This window comes from Terriglobales bacterium (assembly GCA_035454605.1).
Lineage (GTDB): Bacteria > Acidobacteriota > Terriglobia > Terriglobales > Acidobacteriaceae > DATMAB01.
Genome location: DATIGQ010000086.1, coordinates 1 through 21,796, shown reverse-complemented (window position 1 = coordinate 21,796; position 21,796 = coordinate 1). Strand labels below are relative to the sequence as shown.

The following is a 21,796-nucleotide window of genomic DNA, read 5'->3' as shown; positions in this document are numbered from 1 at the left end:
GTAACCCCGGAGTGATTACGAGTAACCCGCGTTGCTATTACTTTGGTGCGTTCCGCCCGGAGCTCGGTTGCATACTGCGAGCCGTTTGTGCCGGTTTCCGGATGTTTTCGTTGCGACTGACGACCACGCGCCGCTCCTGGCGCCCGCCGTTTCAGCCGCTCTTAGGAAGATGAACTGGGCCGCAATCGTGGGCCGGTCCGGCCGGCCACGGCGAGTGGAAACGAGTGGGCGAGGTTGTCCGGGATAGTCAACGCAGAACCCGCAGCGCCGAGCGCTGGTCCGTGCGTAACAGGCCCGCTTCGCGGGCGGCGGCCAGCACCCCGCGAAACTCCTCGCGCGTGATGGCGCGGTTGATCTCGGCGTGTTCGGTGTTCGTAGCCTTGCCCGCGGGATAGTACTGCGCCATCACGTTGACGTAGGTCTCCGGCCCCAATTCCTCGGCGATCCAACGCATGATCTGGCGGTGGTATCCGCGAACAGTGGATGGCAGAGAGCGCACCCGCTGCCTACAATCCGCGCGGCGGGCGTGGAGCGCGGAGGTTAAGCCCTTGGCTCAGTCGGCAGACGGGCTTTCCGGATAGAGCTTGTCGAACTCCGGATCTCCGTGCAGCAGGGCGAGGTCGGGATCGCGGCGCGCCCAGTCGGTGTTGCGGTAGCCGGCGTCGTAGGCTTTGCGCAACGATTCCAGCGCGTCCGCTTTCTTGCCCATGCCGCAGTAGATGCAGGCGATGTTGTAGAGCAGGGTGGCGTCGCTGGGGCGCAAGGCGACGGCGATATTGATCTCGCGCACGGAGTCATCCAGGCGGCCCAAGCGCATGTGGTTCAGAGCCAGATGGGTGCGGGCCCGGGCGTCTTCGGGCACCAGCTTGAGGTGGCGCTCCAGGGCGAGAGTGCGCTGCTGCTCCAGGTTCTTGCCCTTCTCCTTCTTGCCCAGCGCGCCGAGAGCGTTCTCAATGGGGACGTAGATGTTGTAGTCGTCGCCGTTGGCCTGCACGGCGGCGTCGGCGATGTCGACCACTTCCAGGTAGCGGCCGGATGCGAACAGGGCGCGCCCCAGGATGTAGTAGGCGCCGTCACAGCCGGGCTTGCGCTCGATGGCTTGCCGGGAACAGTTCACCGACTCCTCGTACTTGCGCTCGGAGAAAAGCATCCAGGCCTGGGCGACCAGGGCTTCGGGCAGTTGCGGCGCCAGGGTCACGGCGCGCTCGGAGGCCTCCCGAGCGCGTTCCATCCAGGAAGCCTCCCGGTGGTAATGGTAGTGGTATTGGGCGCACACGTTGGCGATGGCGGCATAGGCTTGCGCGAAGTCCGGGTCGAGCGCCACCGCGCTCTGAAACATCTGCAGGGCGAACTCCATGTCCTGGCGCGTGACCCGGCGGGCGTAGCTCTTGCCCCGCAGGTAAAGGTCATAGGCCTGCAGGTTCTGGGTGGGCTTGGCAGCCAGCGCTTCCTGTTCCTGGGGTGAGAGCGTGATGCGCAGCGCCTCGGCGATCTTGTGCGCAATCTCGTCCTGCACCTCGAACACGTCTTTCATCTCGCGGTCGTAGCGCTCCGACCACAGCGGGAAATCGGTCTGGGTGTCCACCAACTGCGTGTTGATGCGCAGCCGATTGCCGGAGCGGCGGACGCTGCCCGCCAGCACGTAAGCAGCGCTGAGCTGCTGCCCGATCTGCGCCGGCGTGACCGGCTTGTCGCGGTACGCGAGCACCGTGGGCCGGGAGAAAATGCGCAGGCCCTTGATCTTGGACAGCTCCGTGATGATGTCCTCGGTGATCCCGTCGCGGAAGTACTCATCTTCCTTAACGCCGCTGAGGTTCTCGAAGTAGAGGACGGCGATGGATTTTTCCACCTGCTTGCCGGCCGCGGCTACGCGCGAGTCGCTGGAGTCGGCGGCACGCTTGCGCCCGGAATCCAGGTCGCGCTTCAGGCGCAGCAAATCGGTCTTCAGTTCCGTGGCCGTCTGGTAGCGCAGGTTGCGGTCCTTCTCCAGCGCTTTCTCGATGATGCGGCCCAACTCGGCAGGCAGGGCGGGGTTCACTTGTGCTGCCGGAACCGGGTCGCGGTTCAGAATCGCCTCGTAGATCACGGCCGAGGTCTCGCCCTGAAAAGGCAGCAGGCCCGTCGCCATCTGATAAAGGACCGCGCCGCAGGAGAAGAGATCGGTGCGGGCGTCGGTGAGCTGCCCGCGGGCCTGTTCGGGCGACATGTAGGCCGCCGTGCCCAGCGCCGTCCCGGGCGTGGTGAGCTGGGCTTCGCCGGCGATGGTTTCAAGCTGCGAGGAGTGGTCGCCGCCGGCGCCGCGCAACGCGGCATCCATCTTGGCCAGCCCGAAGTCAAGGATCTTCACCTGGCCACGCGGCGAGACGAAGATGTTGGCCGGCTTGATGTCGCGGTGCACGATGCCCTTGGCATGCGCCGATTCCAGCGCGTCCGCGATCTGGATGGCGATGCCCAGCAGCGGCTCGATCTCGAACGGCTGCCGACCCACCAGGTGAGCCAGCGGCTGCCCTTCCAGCAGCTCCATCACGATGAAATGGCGCTGCTCGTGCTGCTCGATGGCGTAGACGGTGCAGATGTTGGGATGGTTGAGCGCCGAAGCCGCGCGCGCCTCGCGCTGGAAGCGCTCGAGTGAGGGCGCGTCCTGGGCCAGATCCGGAGGCAGAAACTTGACGGCAACCCGGCGGCCCAGCCGGCTGTCCTCGGCCTCGTAGACCACTCCCATCCCGCCACTGCCCAGCTTGCGCGCTACCGAGTAGTGGGAGACCGTCTGACCGATCAGAGTTTCCATGGGAGGGCGACGCCTGATGGTATCAGAACGCTGGCCTCGGTCAACTCCGCTGCCGTGGATGGTCACTCCAAGCCTGGCGTCTAGGGGTTCTTCTGCACGCGGAAGTTCAGCGTCCCGGATACGCCGCTCAGAGAAACCGCGATCGTCCATCCTCCCGAGGGACCGGCATTGGTCACGAAGGTTCCGTTGTTCCGCAGATCGCCAGAGTACACGACCGTTCCGGCAGAATCGCGGATGGTCAGCGACGCTGTACCCGCGGTGATGCTGCAAGCCTGGTTCACGTTGGCTTGCATCCCGGTGTTTTGCCAGGTGTACTGCAACTGGTCGTTGACGTTGGTTACGTTCGTGGCCTGGAACTGGAAGTTGTCGGTAGCGTTGTTGATTTCCGGCTGGAAGCGCGGATTCAACACGGTGTCGCTGCCACAACCCGCGACAACAATCACGAAAAGCAGGAGGACAAAGCGAATGGGCATGTGCGGAGTCACCTCCCTAAGAAGCTAGCCCTCGCCTGTTAGGTTGTCTGTGACGCCGCAGCGGTGCGGGAATCGCCTCCCCTAGCCCTTCATCACGCGGGTCTGCTCGGTCAGCTTGTTGCGCAGACGGCTGATGTCCATGATGTTTTCGGGCAGTCGACGGCTGGCCTTCTCCGGCTTCCATAAGTGCCCCAGCCAGATGGTCAGGGCCACAGCGAAGGCCAAGCTTCCCAGCAGCCGCACCGGGCGAGGGTTGGCCATGCCGTGGGCCACGGTTTCCGCGATGGCGTGCATAGTGAGGTAGAACAGGAAACCGGCTTCGATGCCGAACGAGGTGCGCGGCCACGGATTGTGCGTCATGCTGGAGAAGAGCGCCACGCTGGCAAACCCCGCGAACAGCAGCAGGCCGCTGACGCGCTCGAAGCTCCTGAGGAAGGTCATGACCGGGAACGGCTCGGTCATGGGCAGCATCAACGCCAGCAGTACCGTGGCGGTTGCGATCCCCAGTCCTGCGATGGCCAGCGAAGGCACCACGCCCGGCGGGATCCAGCCGTACGGCCGCATCACCTTCGCGAACAGTTCCCGGACCACTAGCAACGCCAACAGCACTTCCAGGAACTGCCCCGCCCAATAGACGTGAAAGTAGGTCAGCGAACTCGACGAGACCGCCAGCAGGATCACAGAACGCACCAGGCAATAGCCGGCGTAGGCGGTGAAGGCTGGGTACTCACGGTGGTTGCCGGACTGGAACAGTACCGGCACCAGCGCCGCCTGCAGCAGGATCACCGTGAACCAGACGGCGTAATCACCAAAATTCAGATAGGCGTGCATGGGGCCGACGGAGTCCTTTCCTGACCGACGGCCCCTGATCTCTTCCGGATTGCTCCGGATCCGCTAGGGCTCGGTCGGACAATACTTCGGCGGACAGACCGGGTCGGGATCGCCGCCAAAGCTCACCGGCGCCTGCGCCGAAAGTGTCATGGCGAACAGCGCCAGTCCAGCCAGGTACAGCAGAATACGCTTCCTCACGGGTGGCCTCTCAAAGCCGCAGTTGCGGCCCGAGAAGCGTATACCACGGAAACACACTCCGCCACCGGGAAAGTGGTGCAGCGTTCCGAATCCCGGAACCTGCCCGACCCTCCGCGGGAGTACCTGACCTTCAGCGCGGTAGTCTACCACTCAATGCAAGAGGGAACACCAGGAGGAACAACGAAGAAGGCGTTACCACAGTAATCCCCGGTTCCCTGGCTGGGAATGAGGCGTCGACAGCGGGTTACGGCAAGAACGCCGCCAGCTCGCAGACGTAGAAGTCGCGCTGGTCGGAGGCGGCAAGAACGGAAGTGTTCGGGAAACGGGCGCATCCCGGCGGAGGCGCGCAATTGGTGCAGTCGGCCACCACCAGGCGGATGCCCACCTGCGCCCCTCGCTGCATCAATGACGCCTGGGTGGCGCGGTCCGCCGACCAGAAAGCGGCTGACTCCTCTGCCGGAATCTCCGCCGCGATCCGCACTCGCGCCAGGTGAGCCAGCGGCGCGCTCCACAGCCCACCGCCGATCACGGCGATGCGGTCGCCCGGCCGGGCGCCGCGGCGCACCAGTTCCTGGGCGACGTTCCAGTGCACGCGGTCGGGGCGCTCGCGGATGACCCTCCAGTCTTCCCCGGCGCCCAGCAGGATCAGTCCCAGCGTCGCGACCAGCAGGAGAACAGAAAGGACGCTGGCCAACCGGCCGGTGCGTCCGGACTCCGGGAAGCGCAGGGACGAAAAGACCGCCGTCCAGAACAAGACAACAAAGACCGCGATGTGGCGCCGCTCCACGTACACCAGGCTGTACATGGCGAAGCCAGCCAGCGCGGGCAGAAACAGGAACCAGGCCCGGAAGCGCCGGTCCCATGCCAGAGGTGCTCCCGGAACGGACAGCGCGTAGTGCAGCAGCAGGACCAGCGGAAGCAGGACCAGGTCCGGCCGACTGCGGAGCACAAACTGGTAGAGCGGCAGCGTCCGGGTGAGCGCTTCCCCTTGCTGGCGGAGGTCGAAGTGCGGCCACAGGCCCTCGTTCCAGTAGGAAGGGTCGTACCAGATGGGATAGCTCCCGGCCACGGGCTCAGCGAACTCATAGAGCGCGGGATGGGAGGAAAGCTTGCGCGGCGGATGCACCGGCGTGCCGGTTCCCTGCGGTTCCCCCTCCCAATGGAACATGGGCGCCCGATTCACGTGAAACGCATAGTTCAGATGCGCGGTGTCGCCCAAGGTCAGCCGATCTTTCTGGCGGGAGAGGGCCACCGCCCAGGGCAGCACGAAGAGCAGAAAGCAGACGACGGCCGGCAACAGGCGCCGCGGGCGGCGGGCCATCACCAGTGCCGAAATCAGGAAGACCGGTGTCAGCGGCAGAATGGGCGCCTTGGCCAGATATCCGAGACCCAGGGCCGCGCCCAGCAGTGCGAAGGTCGCCGGCCGCAGGTCTCCGGCGTGCATGCGGGCTAGCAGCCCGCAGGCCAGAAACACAAAAACGGCCATCAGCATGTCGGCCGGGCTGCGGGTCAGCTTGGTGAGATCGAGCGAGCACCACAGGAAGAGGGCGTACCCGAGCATGGACCAGGCGACCGGGGAAAATCCCGGCGAATCCGGATCACCCGCCGAACTTGTCTTCCTCCAGGCCTCGACCGCCCGCCAAAAGAACAGGAAGGATGCCAGCAGCGCCAGGTAAACCGCGAAGCCGACCAGGCTGACGGCGGTGAACTCCCATTCCGGCGCGGGACGCAGGACGAGCAGCATGCCGGCCAGCAGCCAGGAGTACAGCGGGCTCCAGAATGCGTTGACCGCCGCCCCCAGATCACCTCGCATCCAGGAAAAGGCGATGTCGAGGTAGGAAACGGTGTCCCCGCCCTGCAGGTCGCGGTCGGCGAGGAGTCGGAACAAGCCCAGGGCGACAGCCAGGGAGAGCAACAACCAGCGGAGCCAGCGCGGTGCAGGCCTCACGCCCGACAGTGTAATGCGGGCCGGCAGATCTCAACCCCATGTCTGCGCCAAGAAGCGCGGCGCAGACATGGGGCACCATCCCCAAGACTGGCCACCTTACGGTCCGGTCGAGGTCGAGGTAAATGGCGAAGAGCAACTCGAGGACGAAGACGTACTGGTGGAGGTCGAGCACTCCTCCGACCTGGTCGTGCTGAGCGCAATGGCGATGGCCACTCCAAGCACGATGCCGGTGATGATGGCGATCTTGCTGCGATTCGTCATGCCACGCCCGCGCTCCTGCTCCTGCACGGTGGTGGACTCGATGCTGTCCTGCTGCACCCCGAGCGGGGTCGGCGAAGGTCCTTCGACGTGACCGGAGCGCACCTCGGCCATCTGGCCGCCGTCCACGTCGATCCCCGGGGGAACGGGCGTGGCCTGCGAGTCAGGCTGGTTGGGGTCCTTGCGCAGCGGAACGATGGACACCTTGCCAGTGAAGACGATGACCAGGGTGCGGTCCGCATCCACGAAGACGTAGAAATCGGTGCCGATCACACCGATCACGGCGTGCGGCGTCTTGACCTCGAACTTGGCGCCCGGCTTGGTGAGCTGCACCACCCGGCTGCGCAGCCGTCCGTAGTTCAGCTCCAGTTGGGTCTGCTGGGAAGCGCCGTCATGCTGCACCACCCGCATCTCGCTGTTCGAGCCCATGCTGAGCAGCGAGCCATCCACCAGGTTGGCGCGCAGGCGCCCGGTTGCCTGGGTGCGGAGAAAATCGTTCCAGGCCAGGCTGTCCTTGACTTTCACGTTCCCCGCGTTGCGCGTGGCCGTGGGCACCAGCGCCCCCACCTCGCCCGCCCGCTGGCCGGCCTGCGCCAGCGCGTAGGGCAACGGAGAAATAAGGACACACAGAACGACCGCGATTGCTCCTCGCAGGAAGGGAAATCTCGCCATGCCAGCCATTTTCGGCTCCTGTGCCGCAGGATTGTCCGAACGGAGGGCTACCCGTTTCTATTCGGCGGGGCCCTGATGACGCTTCCGTATAAGACCGCAGGATAAGACCGCAGACCTTGAGATTAATGCTGCCGGATAGCCTGACGGATGATGGAGGGCGCCACGCTACGCCGGGGCTAGCGCTCCTGTCAAGCTCAAACAGGCGGATTTCGGCCTCGCTCGACGGACATCAGATTCTTGCCGGGCTAGGCCTTCACCGCACCCGCCGGTTCTCAGGCCAACGCCCAGCATCCTGTCATCGCAATCCCGCCTCGTGCGCTTCGCCAAGTCCGACAAACGCGAGATGGACGAGAAGGGCGCCGATCTGGTCTTCGACAGCGCTGCGGCGCCTGCGGGTGAAGTCCGGTTCGAACTTGAGCCGCCTGACGGGCGTGAGCGGAGTCCGCTAACGCAGGACACGAAGATTCTTAAGGGTTACGGCTGCGCTCCGGACGGCCCACTCGGCCCTGAGCAGATCAGCGACTGCCAACAGGCGTACCGAAGCCGCGATCCGTCAAGCGACTGCGGCGCTGTCCAGCCTGCGGACAAGCGTCCGGGGTATGGAGTCCAGACACCGGACAGGGTTTCGTCAGAACCTCAATCCCCTTTCTATTCAGGAGAGTAGCAACCAGCCCTCGCAGGCATTCTTGGCAACAGAAGTGCTTTGTCAGCCCCTAGTGGTGCGAGAGAGCTTCTGGATGATCAGACAGTCAATCTTCAAGCGGGAGTCGAGGAGGCAGGCGCGCGGCACCACAGAGAATCCCCGCGAGGAGCTGCAAAAGAAGTTCCGGTCGTTGGGACGCCGCGAGCTTCAGCTCTGGACCACCGCCCTGGTCATCCTGTGGCTGCTGACCAGCGGCTACCTGCTGCCGATTCTGTTGGGGACCCTGCGGGACTTGCACGAACTACGCCTGCCGGACTGGGATACGTTGCAGGTTCTTTCCGGCTTCGTGATCCTGATGGCGCTGTTCACGCTGCACGTGGTGCAGCACCGGCGAACCCTGAATGCAGCCCGCAACATGCTGCTGACACAACTGATTCGCGCCGAGGCAGCAGAGCAGGAATCCGTGCTGGACCCGCTCACGGGCTTGTACAACCGCCGTTACATGGAGCAGGCGCTGGTCAAGGAGATGCGGCGCGCCGAGCGGCTCGACTCCAGAGTGACCCTGCTCATGATCGACCTGGACGACTTCAAGGCCATCAACACCCGGTTCGGCCACCAGGCAGGCGACCGGTTCCTGCGCCAAGCGTCCGAGACCCTGGAGAGCGTCTTTCGGGAGTCGGACACGGTGATTCGCTATGGGGGCGATGAGTTTCTGGTGATCCTTCCCGACACCAGCCGCGCTGCGGCAGAACACGCCGTCGCCAGACTCGAGGAAAAGACCCGCCAGTGGAATGACGCACACGGCGGTCCCGGCTACCGGCTGGGATTCAGTTGTGGACTTGCGGAGTGCCAGCCGGGGTACGAGACGGTAGAAGCCCTGGCCCGGGCCGATGCAGAAATGTACCGCAGCAAGCGCTTACGGAAATCCTATAACACATTGGAAAAACAAGGGGATACGAATGCGAGCCAACACGCTGTTGTTCTCCCAAGATCCTGAAGTGGTGCGGGTATTGGCGCGGGCGCTGGACGAACTGAGCATCGGTGTCGAAATCTGCCCGGACGTCCACAGCGTGATCGACCGCTTGGAAAGCCACAAGTTCGACGCCGTGATCGTTGACTCCGACGAAGGTTGCAATGCGTGGGGGTTGCTGGCGGGCATGCGCAAGTCACGCCTCAACCGCCGCTCCGTAGGAGTGGCACTGGCGCGTGACCAGGAAACCTTCCGCACGGCCTTCGACATGGGCGCCAACCTGGTGATTGACAAGCCCATCCGGGGCGAGCGGGCAGCCCGCAACTTGCGCGCGGCGCAAGCCGTGATCCTCCGTGAGCTACGCCGGTGCACGCGGTACTCGGTGGAGGTCACGGCGACCTTGGAAACCGGGTCCGGTGTGGTACAGGCAACCGTCATCGACGTGAGCGAGGGGGGAGTGGGATTGCGCGCCTGGAAACCGTTGACCCAGGGGGAATCCGGCCAGATCCGATTCACCCTGCCTGAGACCGCCACGTCGTTCGAAGCACGGGTCGAGATTGTCTGGACCAAGGACGGCGGACGCGCCGGCACTCGCTTCCTGAACTTTGCCCCGCTATCCAAACTCGCACTGGAGCGCTGGCTGGGAGCACGAATCGACGACGAAATGCTCCAGCCGCAGGCCAAGTAGACCTTCAAGAACCCGGCAGTGCGGCGACGGCGTCGCTTCGCAGTGGGATCCGTGGCCGGTGCAGAACCCAGAAGCGGCGGCACGAAGACAGTCCGCCCTTTGCTGCGCAATGAAGTGGGCACCGTCGCCGCCCTCGAGCCGCGCACCTCCACAAGGCTGGGCCACCCATCCGCCGACCCTGTATTGTGCGTTTCGAAGGAAGCGGCGCCGGACTCGGAATCAAAGATTCCGAGTCCAGCGGGCTTCCTCTGCGGCTAGAAGCCATCAGCCATCCCATGAATATTTCGCAGAGGGCCTAAGGTCTTAACCTCAGGGCTAACGCCCACGATTTCGGCGGCTTTTTGCCACGGCTGAAGCCATGCCCTTGATACAAGTCCGAGCTAAGAGCATTCATGAGACTTTGAGGCTTCTAGGCTGCTAGTGGCGGGGGTCTACTGAGGCCCGCTCGTGAGTCGGCACAGGCCTGAGGGTGCCCCGCCGGAAGCTCCAAATGCTGTTCGGAGAAAACGGCGCCGGACTCGGAATAGAGAATCCCGAGTCCGGCGGTCTTTCTCTGCGGCTATCTGGCGAAGACGGGCACCGTCGCTTCCCGGACACGCAGAAACTCGTCAACAGGAGCTTCCAGGGCGAGGGCCTGAAGCGCCGGGAGCGCTTCCATGGCTGCGGCCGCGTGCATCAGAGCGGAAGTCTTACCCAGGAACAGCATCTTGCGACACACGGCGTTGGCCAACGACTCGCGGCCGGGGACAGAAAGCTCCAGGATGAGCTCCTCGGCCAGGCCGCGGCGCTGGATCTGGTCGGCCACCTCGTCGCAACCGTAGGGGTCCCCGCTGGTGACAAAGTGCTCGTACATCTGCCGCTTGCCGTCCTCACCAATTGCCAGCAAGGACTGGGCGGCGGCTTCGCGCACTTCCCAGGCGGAGTCTGACAACCTCTGGACCAGGAAAGGGATCTGCCGGAAGCGGTGGGGGCCTCGGCAGGCACGAGCCGCCTGCAAGCGCACCGTGGCTTCGCGATCGCGCAGGGACGCTGCCAGAACCGCGTCGACCGGCTCACCCTGGAATTGTCCCAGGATCTGCGCACTCAGACCGCGCAACTTGGCCATCTTGTCCGACGCAAGTTGTTCCATCGTCAGGACGCAGAGTTCCCCCAAGTCGTTCCTGGCTGCTATGGCTTTCGGGCCGGCCTGGCGGCAGATCAGGGCTACGGCTTCCGCGGAAGCCACCCGGACGCGGCGATCGGGATCGGTCAGAAACGGCAGGAAATGGACAAGGTCTTCCACCTGGAACCGAGTCAGTGCTGTCTTGATGGCCAGGGGCGGCAGGTCGCAACCTGCCTCCAGACACTTCATGGCCGCCTCGAAAAGAACCGGTAGGGCTTTCGGATGCCGGCTGCGACCAAGAGCGTCGAGCGCGCCAATACGCACGTCGAGCGCTGGGTCTTTGAGGGCAGCCGTGGCAAAGACCAGCGCCCAGTCCGGCCGGAGGATGCCCAGGTTGGCTACTGCCGCAGCCCGAGGTATGGAAAACAGCCGGAGGCGCGACAGCCGGGCGCGAAAGGACGATGCGGGTGGGGCGAGAGAAGTATCTCCCCTCTGCTTCAGGCAGGCGTCAATGAGCTGCTTGGCACGCCGGCGCCCGAATGCGGCCTTTGCCCAGTGGCCGACATAACCCAGCGAATAGAGCAGGTCCGAGGCATTGCTGCAGCCTTGGCGCGCGGCCTTAAGCAGCAGCTCCTCCAGGGCTTGAATGTGCTCTTTCGACGACGCCTTGCTCCAGCTCGCCAGGGCTTCGGTCCTGGACACTTGGCCTTCGGCCACGGCGCAGAGCAAGGGAAGGTTCGCTTCCGCGATGGCCTCCTTGAGCTGGAAGTAGCGCCAACGCTTCAGCCTGCGCATGAACACAAAAAGACCGATGAGCAGGTTCACAGTCACAACGGTGGCCAAGGTCCACTTGACCAAAGGCACAAGGCTCTCTATGGGTGCGAACATGTGGGTTCCTCCATCCCTCGCGGTGGAAAAGCAATCTCTGCGCCAAAACGGGAAAGGGAGACCTCGTTCGTCCCCAAATGGTTCTGCTGTTTCGATTTGGGAAGGGCCGGAGGCTGGCCGAGGAGTGGGCAGGCGACAGCCGGGCCTCTGAGCTTCGGACTATTCCATCCCAATGTCAGACGCCAGCCACGCGGATGTCGGCGGGGCGACGGTCCGCGTCGGCCCCCAAGTGCTTGTTCGTGAGTGCCTTCCTAGGATTGCGGCCGGTCGGGAACGGATTGGCTGCTGCCGTGCCAAACGAGTAGCGGGGCGTCATGCTCCGCGCACAGGATCGTACCGCACGGACTGGCCGCCCAGGTGAATATGGAAACTGAAGTCAAGCTGCTGGTGGTAGAAGACAAGCGCCCCGACGCATTGATGGTGCAGGGCGCGTTGAGAGGCGCACCCGGGAACTATCATTGCGTCACGGTCGAGCGGTTGGCAGAAGCCCTGGCGCTGCTGGCTACGCCCAGCTTCGATGTGGTTCTACTCGACCTGGACCTTCCCGACAGCCAAGGACTGCTTACGCTGGAGAAGACATTGGCGTCGTCCTCTGTGCCCGTGGTGGTGCTGACGGCGCTTGACGACGAACTGACCGCTATCCGAGCCGTGCAAGCCGGGGCCCAGGACTACCTCATCAAGGGACAGTGCGACGGAGCGCTGATCGCCCGCGCTCTGCGCTACGCCATGGAACGAAAGCGGCTGCAGGAGGAATTGCAGCAAGCGCGAAGGCTGGAAGCGGTGGGCCGCCTGGCAGGCGGCGTGGCCCATGACTTCAACAACCTGATGACGGTGGTAACCGGATACGGAGATCTGCTGGCGCAGGAGGCGCCACCGGACACCAACGTGGGTCGCTGGGCAAAATCCATATGCGAAGCGGCGGACCGCGCGGCCAGGCTTACCAGCCAACTGCTGGCCGTAGGCCGGAGGCACACGCTTCTGCCCTCCGTCTTCGACCTGAACCCCGCCATCTTGGACCTGCGGGACATGCTGAAATGCACCGCCCGCAGCGACATCGCGCTGGAACTGGAGTTGGGCCCGGAACCACAACGCATCCGTGCCGACCGAGGCCAGCTTGAACAGGTGGTGGTGAATCTAGTGGCCAACGCCTGTGATGCCATGCCGCATGGAGGCCGGCTCATCTTGCGGACTGCTACTCGCCGACTGGACTCCCGCACCTTATGTGGCGAACAGCCAGTCGAAAGCGGCCTGTACGTGGTTTTCACTGTTGCCGATACCGGCTATGGGATGGACGCCCGGACGCGCGAACGGATATTCGAACCTTTCTTCACCACCAAGGGGCCCAGGCAGGGTGCCGGGCTGGGTCTCGCGACTGTCTATGGGATCGTGAAACAGAGCGGAGGGCATATCTCGGTGAGAAGCGAAATAGGCAAGGGCTCTGAATTCACCGTAGCCTTGCCTCATGCCGATGGGTCGCTCGGTTCGGGCTCCCCCAGCCTGAGCGAGGAGGGCCAGATGGCGCATCGACAGGCCGCCCTAGTGGCCCAGGGCGAATGCCGGCCAGCCAGCCGGACCTGACCCATCGCGCCGTCCAAGGTTAGGAAAGGAGTCATCCGGTTCCCAGACTATCGCTGTCCTGTGACCGTGGTGGATGGCCTTTTGGGCTTATTTTGCAACCACTTCAGATCACGACACTCATGGCAAACAAACTGCTGGTTACGGTCATAGAGAGAGCGGGCCGAAGGAGACGTCGGTTCCCACGGCCCGGAATCGGAGGATTCGGCCAGTGAGCGCTTGGGGCAGGCCCGTTCAACCGCTCCACGGGATGACTGCAGAGCGTTCGCTTGTGGGCTGGATCCTGGTACCCCGCCCAGGCCGCCTTTCGCGCGGCCTGGGTGCTTTTTCACGATGGAACGAGATTCCAACCAGAGGATCTACTTGAGATTGATGGTGCCTCCAGTGGAACCCAAGCCGATGCGAGAAGCAGAGAGCACGTATTGCAGACTGTTTGAGCGGAGCCTTGCCGCTCTCTTTCGCACTACCGTCGATGGCCGCCCTCTTGACTGCAACGACGCCTTCGCGCGCATGTACGGTTATGACTCACGCGAAGAGGTGTTGCGAACGCCTTGTGAGAACCTCTACGCCGATCCAGCCGACCGTCAGGACTATGTTGCCCGGTTGCAACGGGAGGGCGCAGTCCACAACCACGAACTATGGTGCCGGCGGAAGGACGGCACTGCGCTCTGCGTGCTTTCCAGCGCTGTGCTGGTCCGCGGCACGAACGGCGAGCCGGATGTGATCGAAGGCATGGACATCGACATCACTGGCCGGAAACGCGCTGAGGAACACCTGCGAATCCGCACCGCGGCCTTGGAGGCTGCGGCCAACGCCGTACTCATTACGGGACGCGACGGAACTATCATTTGGGCCAATCCCGCGTTCAGCAAGCTCACCGGATATTCGGTAGAAGAGGCCATCGGCCGTAACCCACAGTTTCTCAAGTCCGGCCTTCATGGAACGGATTTCTACCGCGAGCTGTGGCAGACCATCCTCTCGGGACGGACCTGGGAAGGCGAGATGCAAAACCGGAGGAAGGATGGCTCGCTCTACGTCGAGGAAATGACCATTACGCCGGTGGCCGACCACGGCGAGGTCACCCATTTCATCGCCATCAAGCAGGACGTCACGGCACGCAAGCAGGCGGAAGAAGCGCTGCGGCGCAGCGAGGAGCGGTACCGGCTGGTCACCCGAGCCACGAACAATGCCGTCTGGGATTGGAACATCTGGACCAACGAGACGGTGTGGAACGACGCCCTGCAGTCGCTGTTCGGGCACCCGCCTCCTTCTCCTGACGGAGACGGTCACGCCTGGTGGCTGGAGCGGGTGCACGAGGACGACCGGGCGCATGTCGCAGCGACGCTCCACACCGCTTTGCGGGGAAGCGGGTCCGTGGTCGCCATGGAATACCGTTTTCAACGCGCCGATGGAACTTTTGCGTTAGTGGCCGATCGGGGCTACATCATGCGCAACCACGAGGGCGACGCGTTGCGCATGATCGGTGCAATGGCGGACATCACGGAATTGCGCGGCGTAGAGATGGCCTTGCGCCAGTCCGAAGACAAGTTCTCCAGGGCTTTCCATTCCAGCCCGACCCCGATGATCATCAGCACACTCCAGGGGGGCCGCTATCTGGATGTGAATGAGGCCTTCCTTCGCATGATCGGTCAGACCCGCTCGGAGGTCATCGGCCGGACCGCATTCGACATTGGTTTTTGGTGGGACGCCGAACAACGGTCCAACGTTACCGAGATTCTGCGACAGCGGGGCCGGCTGGTCGGACGGGCTTTGCAATTTCGCCACAAGAACGGGGCACAGCGCTCGGGTCAGTTATCCGCGGAGCTCATCCAGGTCGCGGGACAGGACTGCATGCTTTCGGTGGTGACGGATGAGACGGAGCGTGTGGCGGCGGAAGAAGCCCTGCGACGCAGCGAAGAGCGATTCCGCCAACTGTTTGAATCCCATTTGATCGGGCTGCACATCGCCCGTTTCGACGGCCGGGTAGTGATGGCCAACGATGCCTGGCTCAAAATGACCGGGTACACGCGCAGCGACCTCGCCGCCGGACGAGCCAACTGGAAGGCGATGACGCCTTCCGAGCACGTAGACAGTGACGTGAAGGCCGGCCAGCAACTCCAGGCATCCGGGACAGCTACCCCCAGGGAAAAGGAGTACTTCCGCAAGGACGGAAGCCGCTTCCCGGTTCTCATCGGATTATCCAAGTTGGAAGGCTCGAAGGATGAAGCGGTCGCATTCATCCTGGATATCAGCGAGCGCAAGCGCGCAGAGGAAGAGCGCGAACGGCTGCATTCCGCCATCGAGCACTCGGCGGCGGAATGGCGGGAGACGTTCGACGCCATGCAGTCACCGATCGTGTTGCTGGATGCCGCCGGGCGAATCCTCCGAATCAACGGCGCCGGCCAACGGCTCGCCGGACTGGGCTATGAGAGACTGCTGGGCCTGGCGATGCGCGGGTTGCCAGGGGAGCCCTGGCAGGCCGCGGCCAATCTGGCCACCCGGCTGACCAACGCGAATCAGGTCGCGCCGCTTGCGATTCGAGACGAGACCGGTCGCTCCTGGGACATCGAGGCCCTGCCCATGGCGGGAGCGGACGCGGGAAACCGCACCATCGTGATCCTGCGCGACACCACTGAACTGGTCAAGCTGCAGGAATCGCTACTCCGTACCGAGACCCTCTCCACACTCGGATCCCTGGTGGCGGGCGTGGCTCACGAAGTGCGCAATCCTCTGTTTGGAATTTCTTCCACCCTGGATGCTTTTGAGGCCCGGTTCGGGAGTCAACCGTCCTATGAGCGATACGTGGGCGCCCTGCGACGCGAAACTTCCCGGATGACGGAACTGATGAAGCAGTTACTGGAACTGGGCAAGCCCAGCAGTCCGGATCGAATCCAGATGGACCTGGGCGTGGTCCTAGGCCAGGCGCTACACACTTGCGCCCCGATGGCCACTCAGGCCGGCGTCAAGGTGCTGGTGCATGCGCACGCCCCGGCCACGGTCCTAGCCGAGCGGCTGCGTCTGATCCAGGTCTTCCAGAACCTGGTTGAAAACGCGGTTCAGCACTCATCGCCGGGCCAGTTAGTCGACCTGGAGCTGGAGACCATGGAGGAATCCGGGCGCCGCTGGGTCGAATGCTGCGTTCTGGACTGCGGCTCAGGCATCGCGACGCAGGACCTTGATCGAATCTTCGAGCCGTTCTTTTCGCGCCGGGCAGGCGGGACGGGCCTGGGCCTATCGATTGTGCAACGCATTGTCGAAGAGCATGGAGGTACAATCTCCATTCGCAACCGGCCCCAGGGTGGCACAGAAGCGAGAGTCCGCTTGCCCCTCGTTTCCGCGCCGGTGGTTCAGCCTGCGGACGAGCAGGCTTATTCCGTTCCGTAGGAAGTGTCTTGGCGAAATACAAGATTCTGGTCGTCGACGACGACGAGGCCATCCGATTCGCGGTGCAGGACTATCTCGAGGCCCATGGCTTCGACGTGGCCGAGGCCGGCAACTGCCGCGCCGCCGAAGACAAGTTCCGGGGCCTGCGTCCCGAGGCGGCGCTGCTGGACTACTCCCTGCCCGACGGCACGGCGCTCGACCTGCTGCCGCGCCTGCGCGCCATCGATCCCAATGTGCCCCTGATCGTGTTGACGGCGCACGGCTCCATCGACTTGGCCGTCCGCGCCATCAAGGAAGGCGCCGAACAGTTCCTCACCAAGCCCGTGGAACTTCCGGCCGTACTCGTGGTTTTGCAAAGAGCTCTGGAGAACCAGCGCAACCGGCAGCGGCAAGTGGCTGGCAAGACCCGCCAGGCGCGCGAGGCCATCGATCCCTTCTTCGGTTCCAGTTCCGCCATTCGAGAGCTTGCCGAGTCGGCAAGCAAGGTGGCTGCCAGCGAGAGTCCGGTGCTGATCCGCGGCGAAACAGGAACCGGCAAGGGAGTGCTGGCGCGGTGGTTGCACGCCAATGGGCCGCGCTCGGAAGAGCCTTTCGTGGACCTGAACTGCGCCGGTTTGAATCGCGACTTCCTGGAAACCGAGTTGTTCGGTCATGAGAAGGGCGCCTTCACGGGCGCCGTCAGCGCCAAGCAAGGCCTGCTGGAAGTAGCCCATCGCGGAACCATCTTCCTGGACGAAATCGGCGACGTTGATCTCCAGGTGCAACCCAAGCTCCTGAAGGTCTTGGAGGAGAAGAGCTTCCGCCGCTTGGGTGAGGTGCGCGACCGGCGAGTGGACATTCGGTTGATCGCCGCGACCCATCAGGATCTGGCCGCGCTCGGCAAGGAAGGCCGGTTCCGCAGCGATCTCTACTTCCGAATCAGTACAGTTCCCCTGCGCGTGCCCGCACTGCGCGAGCGCAAGGAGGACATCCCCGTGCTGGCGGAGCACTTGTTGCAGCGGCTGGCAGCCGACCTCAGCCGGCCTCGCCTGGGCCTGGCCCCGGACGCCATGGACAGCCTGCGCACGTACTCCTGGCCAGGCAACATTCGTGAGCTCCGTAACGTCCTGGAGCGGGCGGCGCTGCTCAGCGGGGAAAGTGAGATTCGCCGCCGCGACCTGTACTTTGAGGCTGCCAGCGCCCTCCCAACCACCGTGGCCGACGAATCCGCGCTCACTCTGGTGGAGTTGGAGAGGCGTCATATCGAGAGAGTTCTGGCGCAGGAACAGGGCCGCGTGGAACAAGCTGCCAGAAAGCTTGGTATCCCGCGCAGCACTCTGTACGAGCGCATCAAGAAATACGGCCTGGCCTCGTCCAAGTCCTAGAGACCATCCAGCGGCCGGACATGGATGCTCCAGCCGCACCTGGCGTCCTCAGTTCATCTAATTGAAAACACCTGGGTTACCCATTCGGCCATCTGCCACGTGAATGGTCCGTGGGTTGCTTCTACCGGAGCAGGCCCGGCCGACCGGCTCTGGCCTTGAAACGGAGCACGACCCAGTTATGCCGCAACAGATACTGCTGGTAGACGACGAGGAAACCATTCTGAACTCCATGGCAGATTTTCTGGAGGCCCACGGCTACGTGGTGGACAGGGCCCAGGAACTGGCCGCCGCTCAGGCATTGTTGGCCAACTACCGCTATGACCTGGTCATCACCGATCTTCGCCTCAGTGGCGTGGATCGGGCCGAGGGATTGAGCCTGATCGAAGAGATCTACGAACGTTATCCCTGGACCAAGGTCATCCTGCTGACGGCTTTTCGCTCGGCGGATGTGGACGAAGAATGCCGCCTGAACAAAGTCCATGCTGTTCTGGACAAACCCAAGCCCTTGCCTGAACTGCTGCAGGTCGTGCGGCGCATTCTTGGAGGTGAAAAATGAAAACCGAGTGTCTTCTTGATGCGGTGCTCGAACCCGGCGGTCTCACGACCCGGGTTCAGCCCATTTTCGAGATCTCTTCCCGCGGCCAACGGCTGCATGCCGTGGAATGCTTGAGCCGCGGGCCGAGGGGAACCATCCTCGAGTCAGCCGGCGTGCTCTTTGAGTATGTCCGTCGCAAGCGCCGCGAACCTGTGGTGGATCGGGCCTGCGTCGGTACCATCTTGGAGACCGTGCGCTGCCTTCCGCCCGACGTGGACGTCTCCATCAACGTGCATGCCTCCACGCTGGGCGGCGACCGCCAGTTCGCCGACTTCCTGCTGCAAACCGCCGAAGAGAACCTGGTGGCGCCTTCGCGCATCATCCTGGAGGTGGTGGAGCAAACTCCCTCCTGGGACCGTCCCGGCCTGATTTCTTCCCTTCATATGTTGCGGGAGAATGAAGTCCGCATCGCCCTGGATGACCTGGGGAGCGGCCACTCCCATTACCGCACGCTGCTGGACTGCAAGCCCGACTACGTGAAGGTGGATTCATCCATCGTGGTCGGCTGTGGGTCCGATCCGTATCGCCACGCCGTTCTGGATTCGATCCTGCATCTGGGCCGCGAGTTCGGCGCCCTTCCCGTCGTTGAAGGTGTGGATCGATACTCCGACCTGGAAACCCTGCTCACCATGGGCTTCACCCTGGTTCAGTGCTACCTGCTGGCTGCACCCATGACAGTGGAAGAATTGCGGGCCTGTGAGTGGTTCTCCCGTCGCTCCAACTACAACCGGCCCAGCCTTCTGGTTCGGGACATGGTGTCGCAGCGAAGGAGCCCTTCCGTTGTGGGTCCCTTGGCGCCTGCCCTTCGGCAACTGGAGCTCGTCCGCTAGCCCTGTACCACTTGATTCCTGACCGCGTAGCGCACCAGGTCGCTGAGCGAACGAAAGCGCAGCTTGTTCATGATGTGGGCGCGGTGGCTCTCTACGGTGCGCACGCTGATTCCCAGCCGCCCCGCCACCTCCTTATTGGTCTTTCCCTCGGCCAGTAGTTGCATCACCTCGCATTCGCGCTGGCTGAGGCTTGGCCGGGCGGCCTGACCTTTCGGGCTGGTTCCCTTCCTCTTGAAGTCGCCGTTCCGGAACGACTCAGAGATGGACGGCGAGAAAAACGGCTTGCCTCGCAACAGCGATTCGACCGCCGCCACCAGATCCCGTTCCGCGTCGGACTTTACCACGTAGCCCTGTGCCCCGGCGGCCAGCACTCGCTCCACCATCTCCTCGGAGCTGTGCATGGTAAGGATCAGTACTCGGGTGTCCGGCGCCGCCTTCAGGATGCGCGAAGTGGCCGCGATCCCATTCAGCTCCGGCATGCTGATGTCGAGAATCACCAGGTCGGGTTGCAGCTCGCGGGCTTTCTCGACCGCCTGCCGGCCATCGACTGCCTCGCCACACACCTGCCAGCCCGGCTGCCCATCCAGCAAGGCGCACAAGCCGCGGAGGACCACCGGGAAGTCGTCGACTACCAAAATGCGTCTTGCCTTCACGGCTTGCCCATGCCCACCGGCAGCCAGACCCGCACCCGCGTCCCCTTCGGCTTGGCCGGTTCGATCACTAACTGGCCTTCGAGTTGGTCCACGCGCTCCCTCATCCCCACCAAGCCCACTCCCATGGGGCGTTGGGGGTGACGACCGTTGGCGAGCAGACCTTTGCCGTAGTCCCGCACCTCCAGCTCGACGCGGCCGTTTTTTCGCCTGAGCACAACCTTGGCCCGCTTGCTGGCGGAATGCTGGCGCAGGTTGGCCAGGGCCTCCTGCGTGATGCGGAACAGCGTTCTTTCAACATCCGGTGGCAGCCGGCGCAGTTTCCTGGGCATCTCGAGCTCCAACCGGATTCCGCTGCGCTCACTGAAACCGTGAACGTACCAGCGCAGCGCCGCCGCCAGCCCGAACTCGTCGAGCATCGGCGGGTGTAGCAGATAGGACAGGGTGCGGATCTCGCGAGCCGACTGCTTGGCCAGCGCCAGGCCCTCGGTGAGCGCACGCCGGGCCTTGAGGTTCATCCGAGCCGCCCCTTTTTCCGCCGCGCCCAGATTCATGATCAACGCGGCCAGGTTCTGCGCCGTGGAGTCGTGCAACTCGCGCGCGATGCGGCGGCGTTCTTCGTCCTGCAGGGTCAGCAGCCGGCCGGAAAGTCGGCGCAACGCCGCTTCCGCCTGCTTGCGCGCGGTGATGTCCTGCACGGTGCCCTCGTAGTACAGGAGTCTTCCACCCGCATCGCGGACCGCGCGCGTGCTGTCTGAGGTCCAGAAGGTGCTGCCATCCTTGCGTCGATGCTCGGCCTCGAAATCCATTACTCGTCCCAGGTCCTCGAGCATCCGGCGATACTCGGTTCGGCGCTTCGCATCCGTGTAGAGCTGTGCCCCGATGTTGGTCACGCTGCGAGTCATCTCGCCCGGTGAGTCGTAACCGTACATTCGTGCCATGGCTTGATTGACCATCAGGAAGCGCCCTTCGGGCGTGGATTGGAAGTTTCCCACGACGGATTGTTCGAAGATGGCCCGGTATTTCATTTCCGCCATGAGCGCGGCTTCTTCTGCCCGCTTCCGGTCGGTGATGTCATAGGCGATCACCAATATGGCCGGCTTGCTGTCGAAGTTCAGCACCCGGGCGCTCAAGTCCACCCAGCGGGTTGTGCCGTCCCGACGAAGCATGGGCAGCTCATAACGGCCGGGCACAGCCTCCCCACGCAACCTCGCCACCGCCCGCGCTTTCACCTGTCCCCTGAAGTCGGGATGCACCATCTCGTGCGGGTCAAGGACCAGCAGTTCCTCCCGGCTGTATCCCGTTATCTCCTCGGTAGCCGGGTTGGCGTACACGATCCGGCTACCGTCGTACACAAAGATGGCGGTGGGAGCGGTCTGGGCTAGTTCCCGGAACCGGCGCTCGTTCTCCGCCAGCGCCGTCTCCGCGCGCTTGCGTTCGGTGATGTCGTGAGCTACCCCGATGATTCCCACGATCTGCCCGGATTCATCCCGGGCCGGAGCCTTGACACTGAGAAACGTCCTGGTTGTGGCGTCGGGATATGTGAGCGGATATTCGAAAGTTCGTGCTTCGCCCGTTCGGACCACGCCGCTCTCCTGCTCGCGGAAGCAGCGAGCGCTCTCCGGCCCAAAAAACTCGCTGTCGTGTCTCCCAACCACTGCTTCGGGAGACAAGCCCAAATGTCGTGCGCCAGCAGGGTTCATCATCAGGTAGTGCCCCCGCAGGTCCTTGACGAAGATAACGTCCAGCGTCCCCTCGGTGACGGCCCTCAGCAAGTCGCGGCTCGTCCGCAGCTCACGCTCCGCTTGTTTGCGCTCAGTGATGTCGTAGGCGATGCCCAACGAGGCCGGCCACCCGTCCCACTTGATCAACCCCGCGCTCATCTCAACCCAGCCTACCGAGCCGTCCTTGCGCAGCACGCGCAGCTCGTACCTGGAGG

The 21,796-nt window shown here is 63.7% G+C and carries 17 protein-coding genes; 7 read left to right on the top strand and 10 right to left on the bottom strand.

Translation table 11 applies throughout. The features are described from left to right. Window positions 1–247: 247 nt before the first annotated feature. The 7 genes from VLE48_06425 to VLE48_06395 form a co-directional block, all read right to left on the bottom strand. Window positions 248–454: a hypothetical protein gene (locus VLE48_06425; protein ID HSA92631.1), complete on the bottom strand. Its 207-nt coding sequence runs from the start codon at window positions 452–454 to the stop codon at window positions 248–250. Between the two features lie 99 nt (window positions 455–553). Next, window positions 554–2,788, bottom strand: a complete 2,235-nt coding sequence (locus VLE48_06420) for a protein kinase (GenBank protein ID HSA92630.1) — start codon at window positions 2,786–2,788, stop codon at window positions 554–556. A gap of 80 nt (window positions 2,789–2,868) precedes the next feature. After that, on the bottom strand, window positions 2,869–3,261 hold the full coding sequence (locus VLE48_06415) for a hypothetical protein (protein ID HSA92629.1): 393 nt from the start codon (window positions 3,259–3,261) through the stop codon (window positions 2,869–2,871). Between the two features lie 81 nt (window positions 3,262–3,342). Continuing rightward, window positions 3,343–4,092 (bottom strand): hypothetical protein, encoded by a 750-nt coding sequence (locus VLE48_06410; protein HSA92628.1) that lies wholly within the window; start codon window positions 4,090–4,092, stop codon window positions 3,343–3,345. Between the two features lie 63 nt (window positions 4,093–4,155). Then, window positions 4,156–4,290: a hypothetical protein gene (locus VLE48_06405; GenBank protein ID HSA92627.1), complete on the bottom strand. Its 135-nt coding sequence runs from the start codon at window positions 4,288–4,290 to the stop codon at window positions 4,156–4,158. Between the two features lie 244 nt (window positions 4,291–4,534). Next, entirely contained in the window at window positions 4,535–6,238 is a 1,704-nt protein-coding gene (locus VLE48_06400; protein HSA92626.1) for a hypothetical protein, read from the bottom strand. A gap of 96 nt (window positions 6,239–6,334) precedes the next feature. Beyond that, window positions 6,335–7,168: a FecR family protein gene (locus tag VLE48_06395; GenBank protein HSA92625.1), complete on the bottom strand. Its 834-nt coding sequence runs from the start codon at window positions 7,166–7,168 to the stop codon at window positions 6,335–6,337. A gap of 737 nt (window positions 7,169–7,905) precedes the next feature. On the opposite strand from VLE48_06395, the gene VLE48_06390 reads away from it, so the two are divergent. Next, entirely contained in the window at window positions 7,906–8,808 is a 903-nt protein-coding gene (locus tag VLE48_06390) for a GGDEF domain-containing protein (GenBank protein ID HSA92624.1), read from the top strand. Then, the gene (locus tag VLE48_06385; GenBank protein ID HSA92623.1) at window positions 8,771–9,469 is read left to right on the top strand and encodes a PilZ domain-containing protein; all 699 of its coding nucleotides are present in this window, start codon (window positions 8,771–8,773) and stop codon (window positions 9,467–9,469) included. The genes VLE48_06390 and VLE48_06385 overlap by 38 nt, the downstream gene beginning before the upstream one ends. A gap of 559 nt (window positions 9,470–10,028) precedes the next feature. On the opposite strand, the gene VLE48_06380 is transcribed toward VLE48_06385, so the two are convergent. Next, a complete protein-coding gene (locus VLE48_06380; protein HSA92622.1) occupies window positions 10,029–11,459 on the bottom strand; it encodes a HEAT repeat domain-containing protein in 1,431 nt (476 codons plus the stop codon). Between the two features lie 363 nt (window positions 11,460–11,822). On the opposite strand from VLE48_06380, the gene VLE48_06375 reads away from it, so the two are divergent. The 5 genes from VLE48_06375 (at window position 11,823) to VLE48_06355 (ending at window position 19,207) form a co-directional block, all read left to right on the top strand. Further along, a complete protein-coding gene (locus VLE48_06375) occupies window positions 11,823–13,037 on the top strand; it encodes an ATP-binding protein (GenBank protein ID HSA92621.1) in 1,215 nt (404 codons plus the stop codon). A 396-nt stretch (window positions 13,038–13,433) separates the two neighbouring features. Next, window positions 13,434–16,418 (top strand): PAS domain S-box protein, encoded by a 2,985-nt coding sequence (locus tag VLE48_06370; protein HSA92620.1) that lies wholly within the window; start codon window positions 13,434–13,436, stop codon window positions 16,416–16,418. Between the two features lie 8 nt (window positions 16,419–16,426). After that, entirely contained in the window at window positions 16,427–17,782 is a 1,356-nt protein-coding gene (locus tag VLE48_06365; protein ID HSA92619.1) for a sigma-54 dependent transcriptional regulator, read from the top strand. 178 nt (window positions 17,783–17,960) lie between these two features. Continuing rightward, window positions 17,961–18,338, top strand: a complete 378-nt coding sequence (locus VLE48_06360) for a response regulator (protein ID HSA92618.1) — start codon at window positions 17,961–17,963, stop codon at window positions 18,336–18,338. Beyond that, window positions 18,335–19,207, top strand: coding sequence for an EAL domain-containing protein (locus tag VLE48_06355; protein ID HSA92617.1), 873 nt, complete (start codon window positions 18,335–18,337; stop codon window positions 19,205–19,207). The genes VLE48_06360 and VLE48_06355 overlap by 4 nt, the downstream gene beginning before the upstream one ends. Here the strand turns inward: VLE48_06355 and VLE48_06350 are convergent. Together VLE48_06350 and VLE48_06345 are read right to left on the bottom strand one after the other, a co-directional pair. Then, window positions 19,204–19,860, bottom strand: a complete 657-nt coding sequence (locus VLE48_06350) for a response regulator transcription factor (GenBank protein ID HSA92616.1) — start codon at window positions 19,858–19,860, stop codon at window positions 19,204–19,206. The genes VLE48_06355 and VLE48_06350 overlap by 4 nt on opposite strands. Continuing rightward, a partial coding sequence (locus VLE48_06345; GenBank protein ID HSA92615.1) for a PAS domain S-box protein occupies window positions 19,857–21,796 on the bottom strand: 1,940 nt, incomplete at its 5' end. The genes VLE48_06345 and VLE48_06350, both read right to left, overlap by 4 nt.

What these genes read in the sequence shown, in the direction of transcription:
- VLE48_06390 (HSA92624.1), top strand. Translation starts at nt 7,906, where the DNA reads ATGATCAGACAGTCAATCTTCAAGCGGGAGTCGAGGAGGCAGGCGCGC.
- VLE48_06370 (HSA92620.1), top strand. Translation starts at nt 13,434, where the DNA reads ATGCGAGAAGCAGAGAGCACGTATTGCAGACTGTTTGAGCGGAGCCTT.
- VLE48_06355 (HSA92617.1), top strand. Translation starts at nt 18,335, where the DNA reads ATGAAAACCGAGTGTCTTCTTGATGCGGTGCTCGAACCCGGCGGTCTC.
- VLE48_06385 (HSA92623.1), top strand. Translation starts at nt 8,771, where the DNA reads ATGCGAGCCAACACGCTGTTGTTCTCCCAAGATCCTGAAGTGGTGCGG.
- VLE48_06395 (HSA92625.1), bottom strand. Translation starts at nt 7,168, where the DNA reads ATGGCGAGATTTCCCTTCCTGCGAGGAGCAATCGCGGTCGTTCTGTGT.
- VLE48_06360 (HSA92618.1), top strand. Translation starts at nt 17,961, where the DNA reads ATGCCGCAACAGATACTGCTGGTAGACGACGAGGAAACCATTCTGAAC.
- VLE48_06380 (HSA92622.1), bottom strand. Translation starts at nt 11,459, where the DNA reads ATGTTCGCACCCATAGAGAGCCTTGTGCCTTTGGTCAAGTGGACCTTG.
- VLE48_06410 (HSA92628.1), bottom strand. Translation starts at nt 4,092, where the DNA reads ATGCACGCCTATCTGAATTTTGGTGATTACGCCGTCTGGTTCACGGTG.
- VLE48_06425 (HSA92631.1), bottom strand. Translation starts at nt 454, where the DNA reads ATGCGTTGGATCGCCGAGGAATTGGGGCCGGAGACCTACGTCAACGTG.
- VLE48_06420 (HSA92630.1), bottom strand. Translation starts at nt 2,788, where the DNA reads ATGGAAACTCTGATCGGTCAGACGGTCTCCCACTACTCGGTAGCGCGC.
- VLE48_06375 (HSA92621.1), top strand. Translation starts at nt 11,823, where the DNA reads ATGGAAACTGAAGTCAAGCTGCTGGTGGTAGAAGACAAGCGCCCCGAC.
- VLE48_06415 (HSA92629.1), bottom strand. Translation starts at nt 3,261, where the DNA reads ATGCCCATTCGCTTTGTCCTCCTGCTTTTCGTGATTGTTGTCGCGGGT.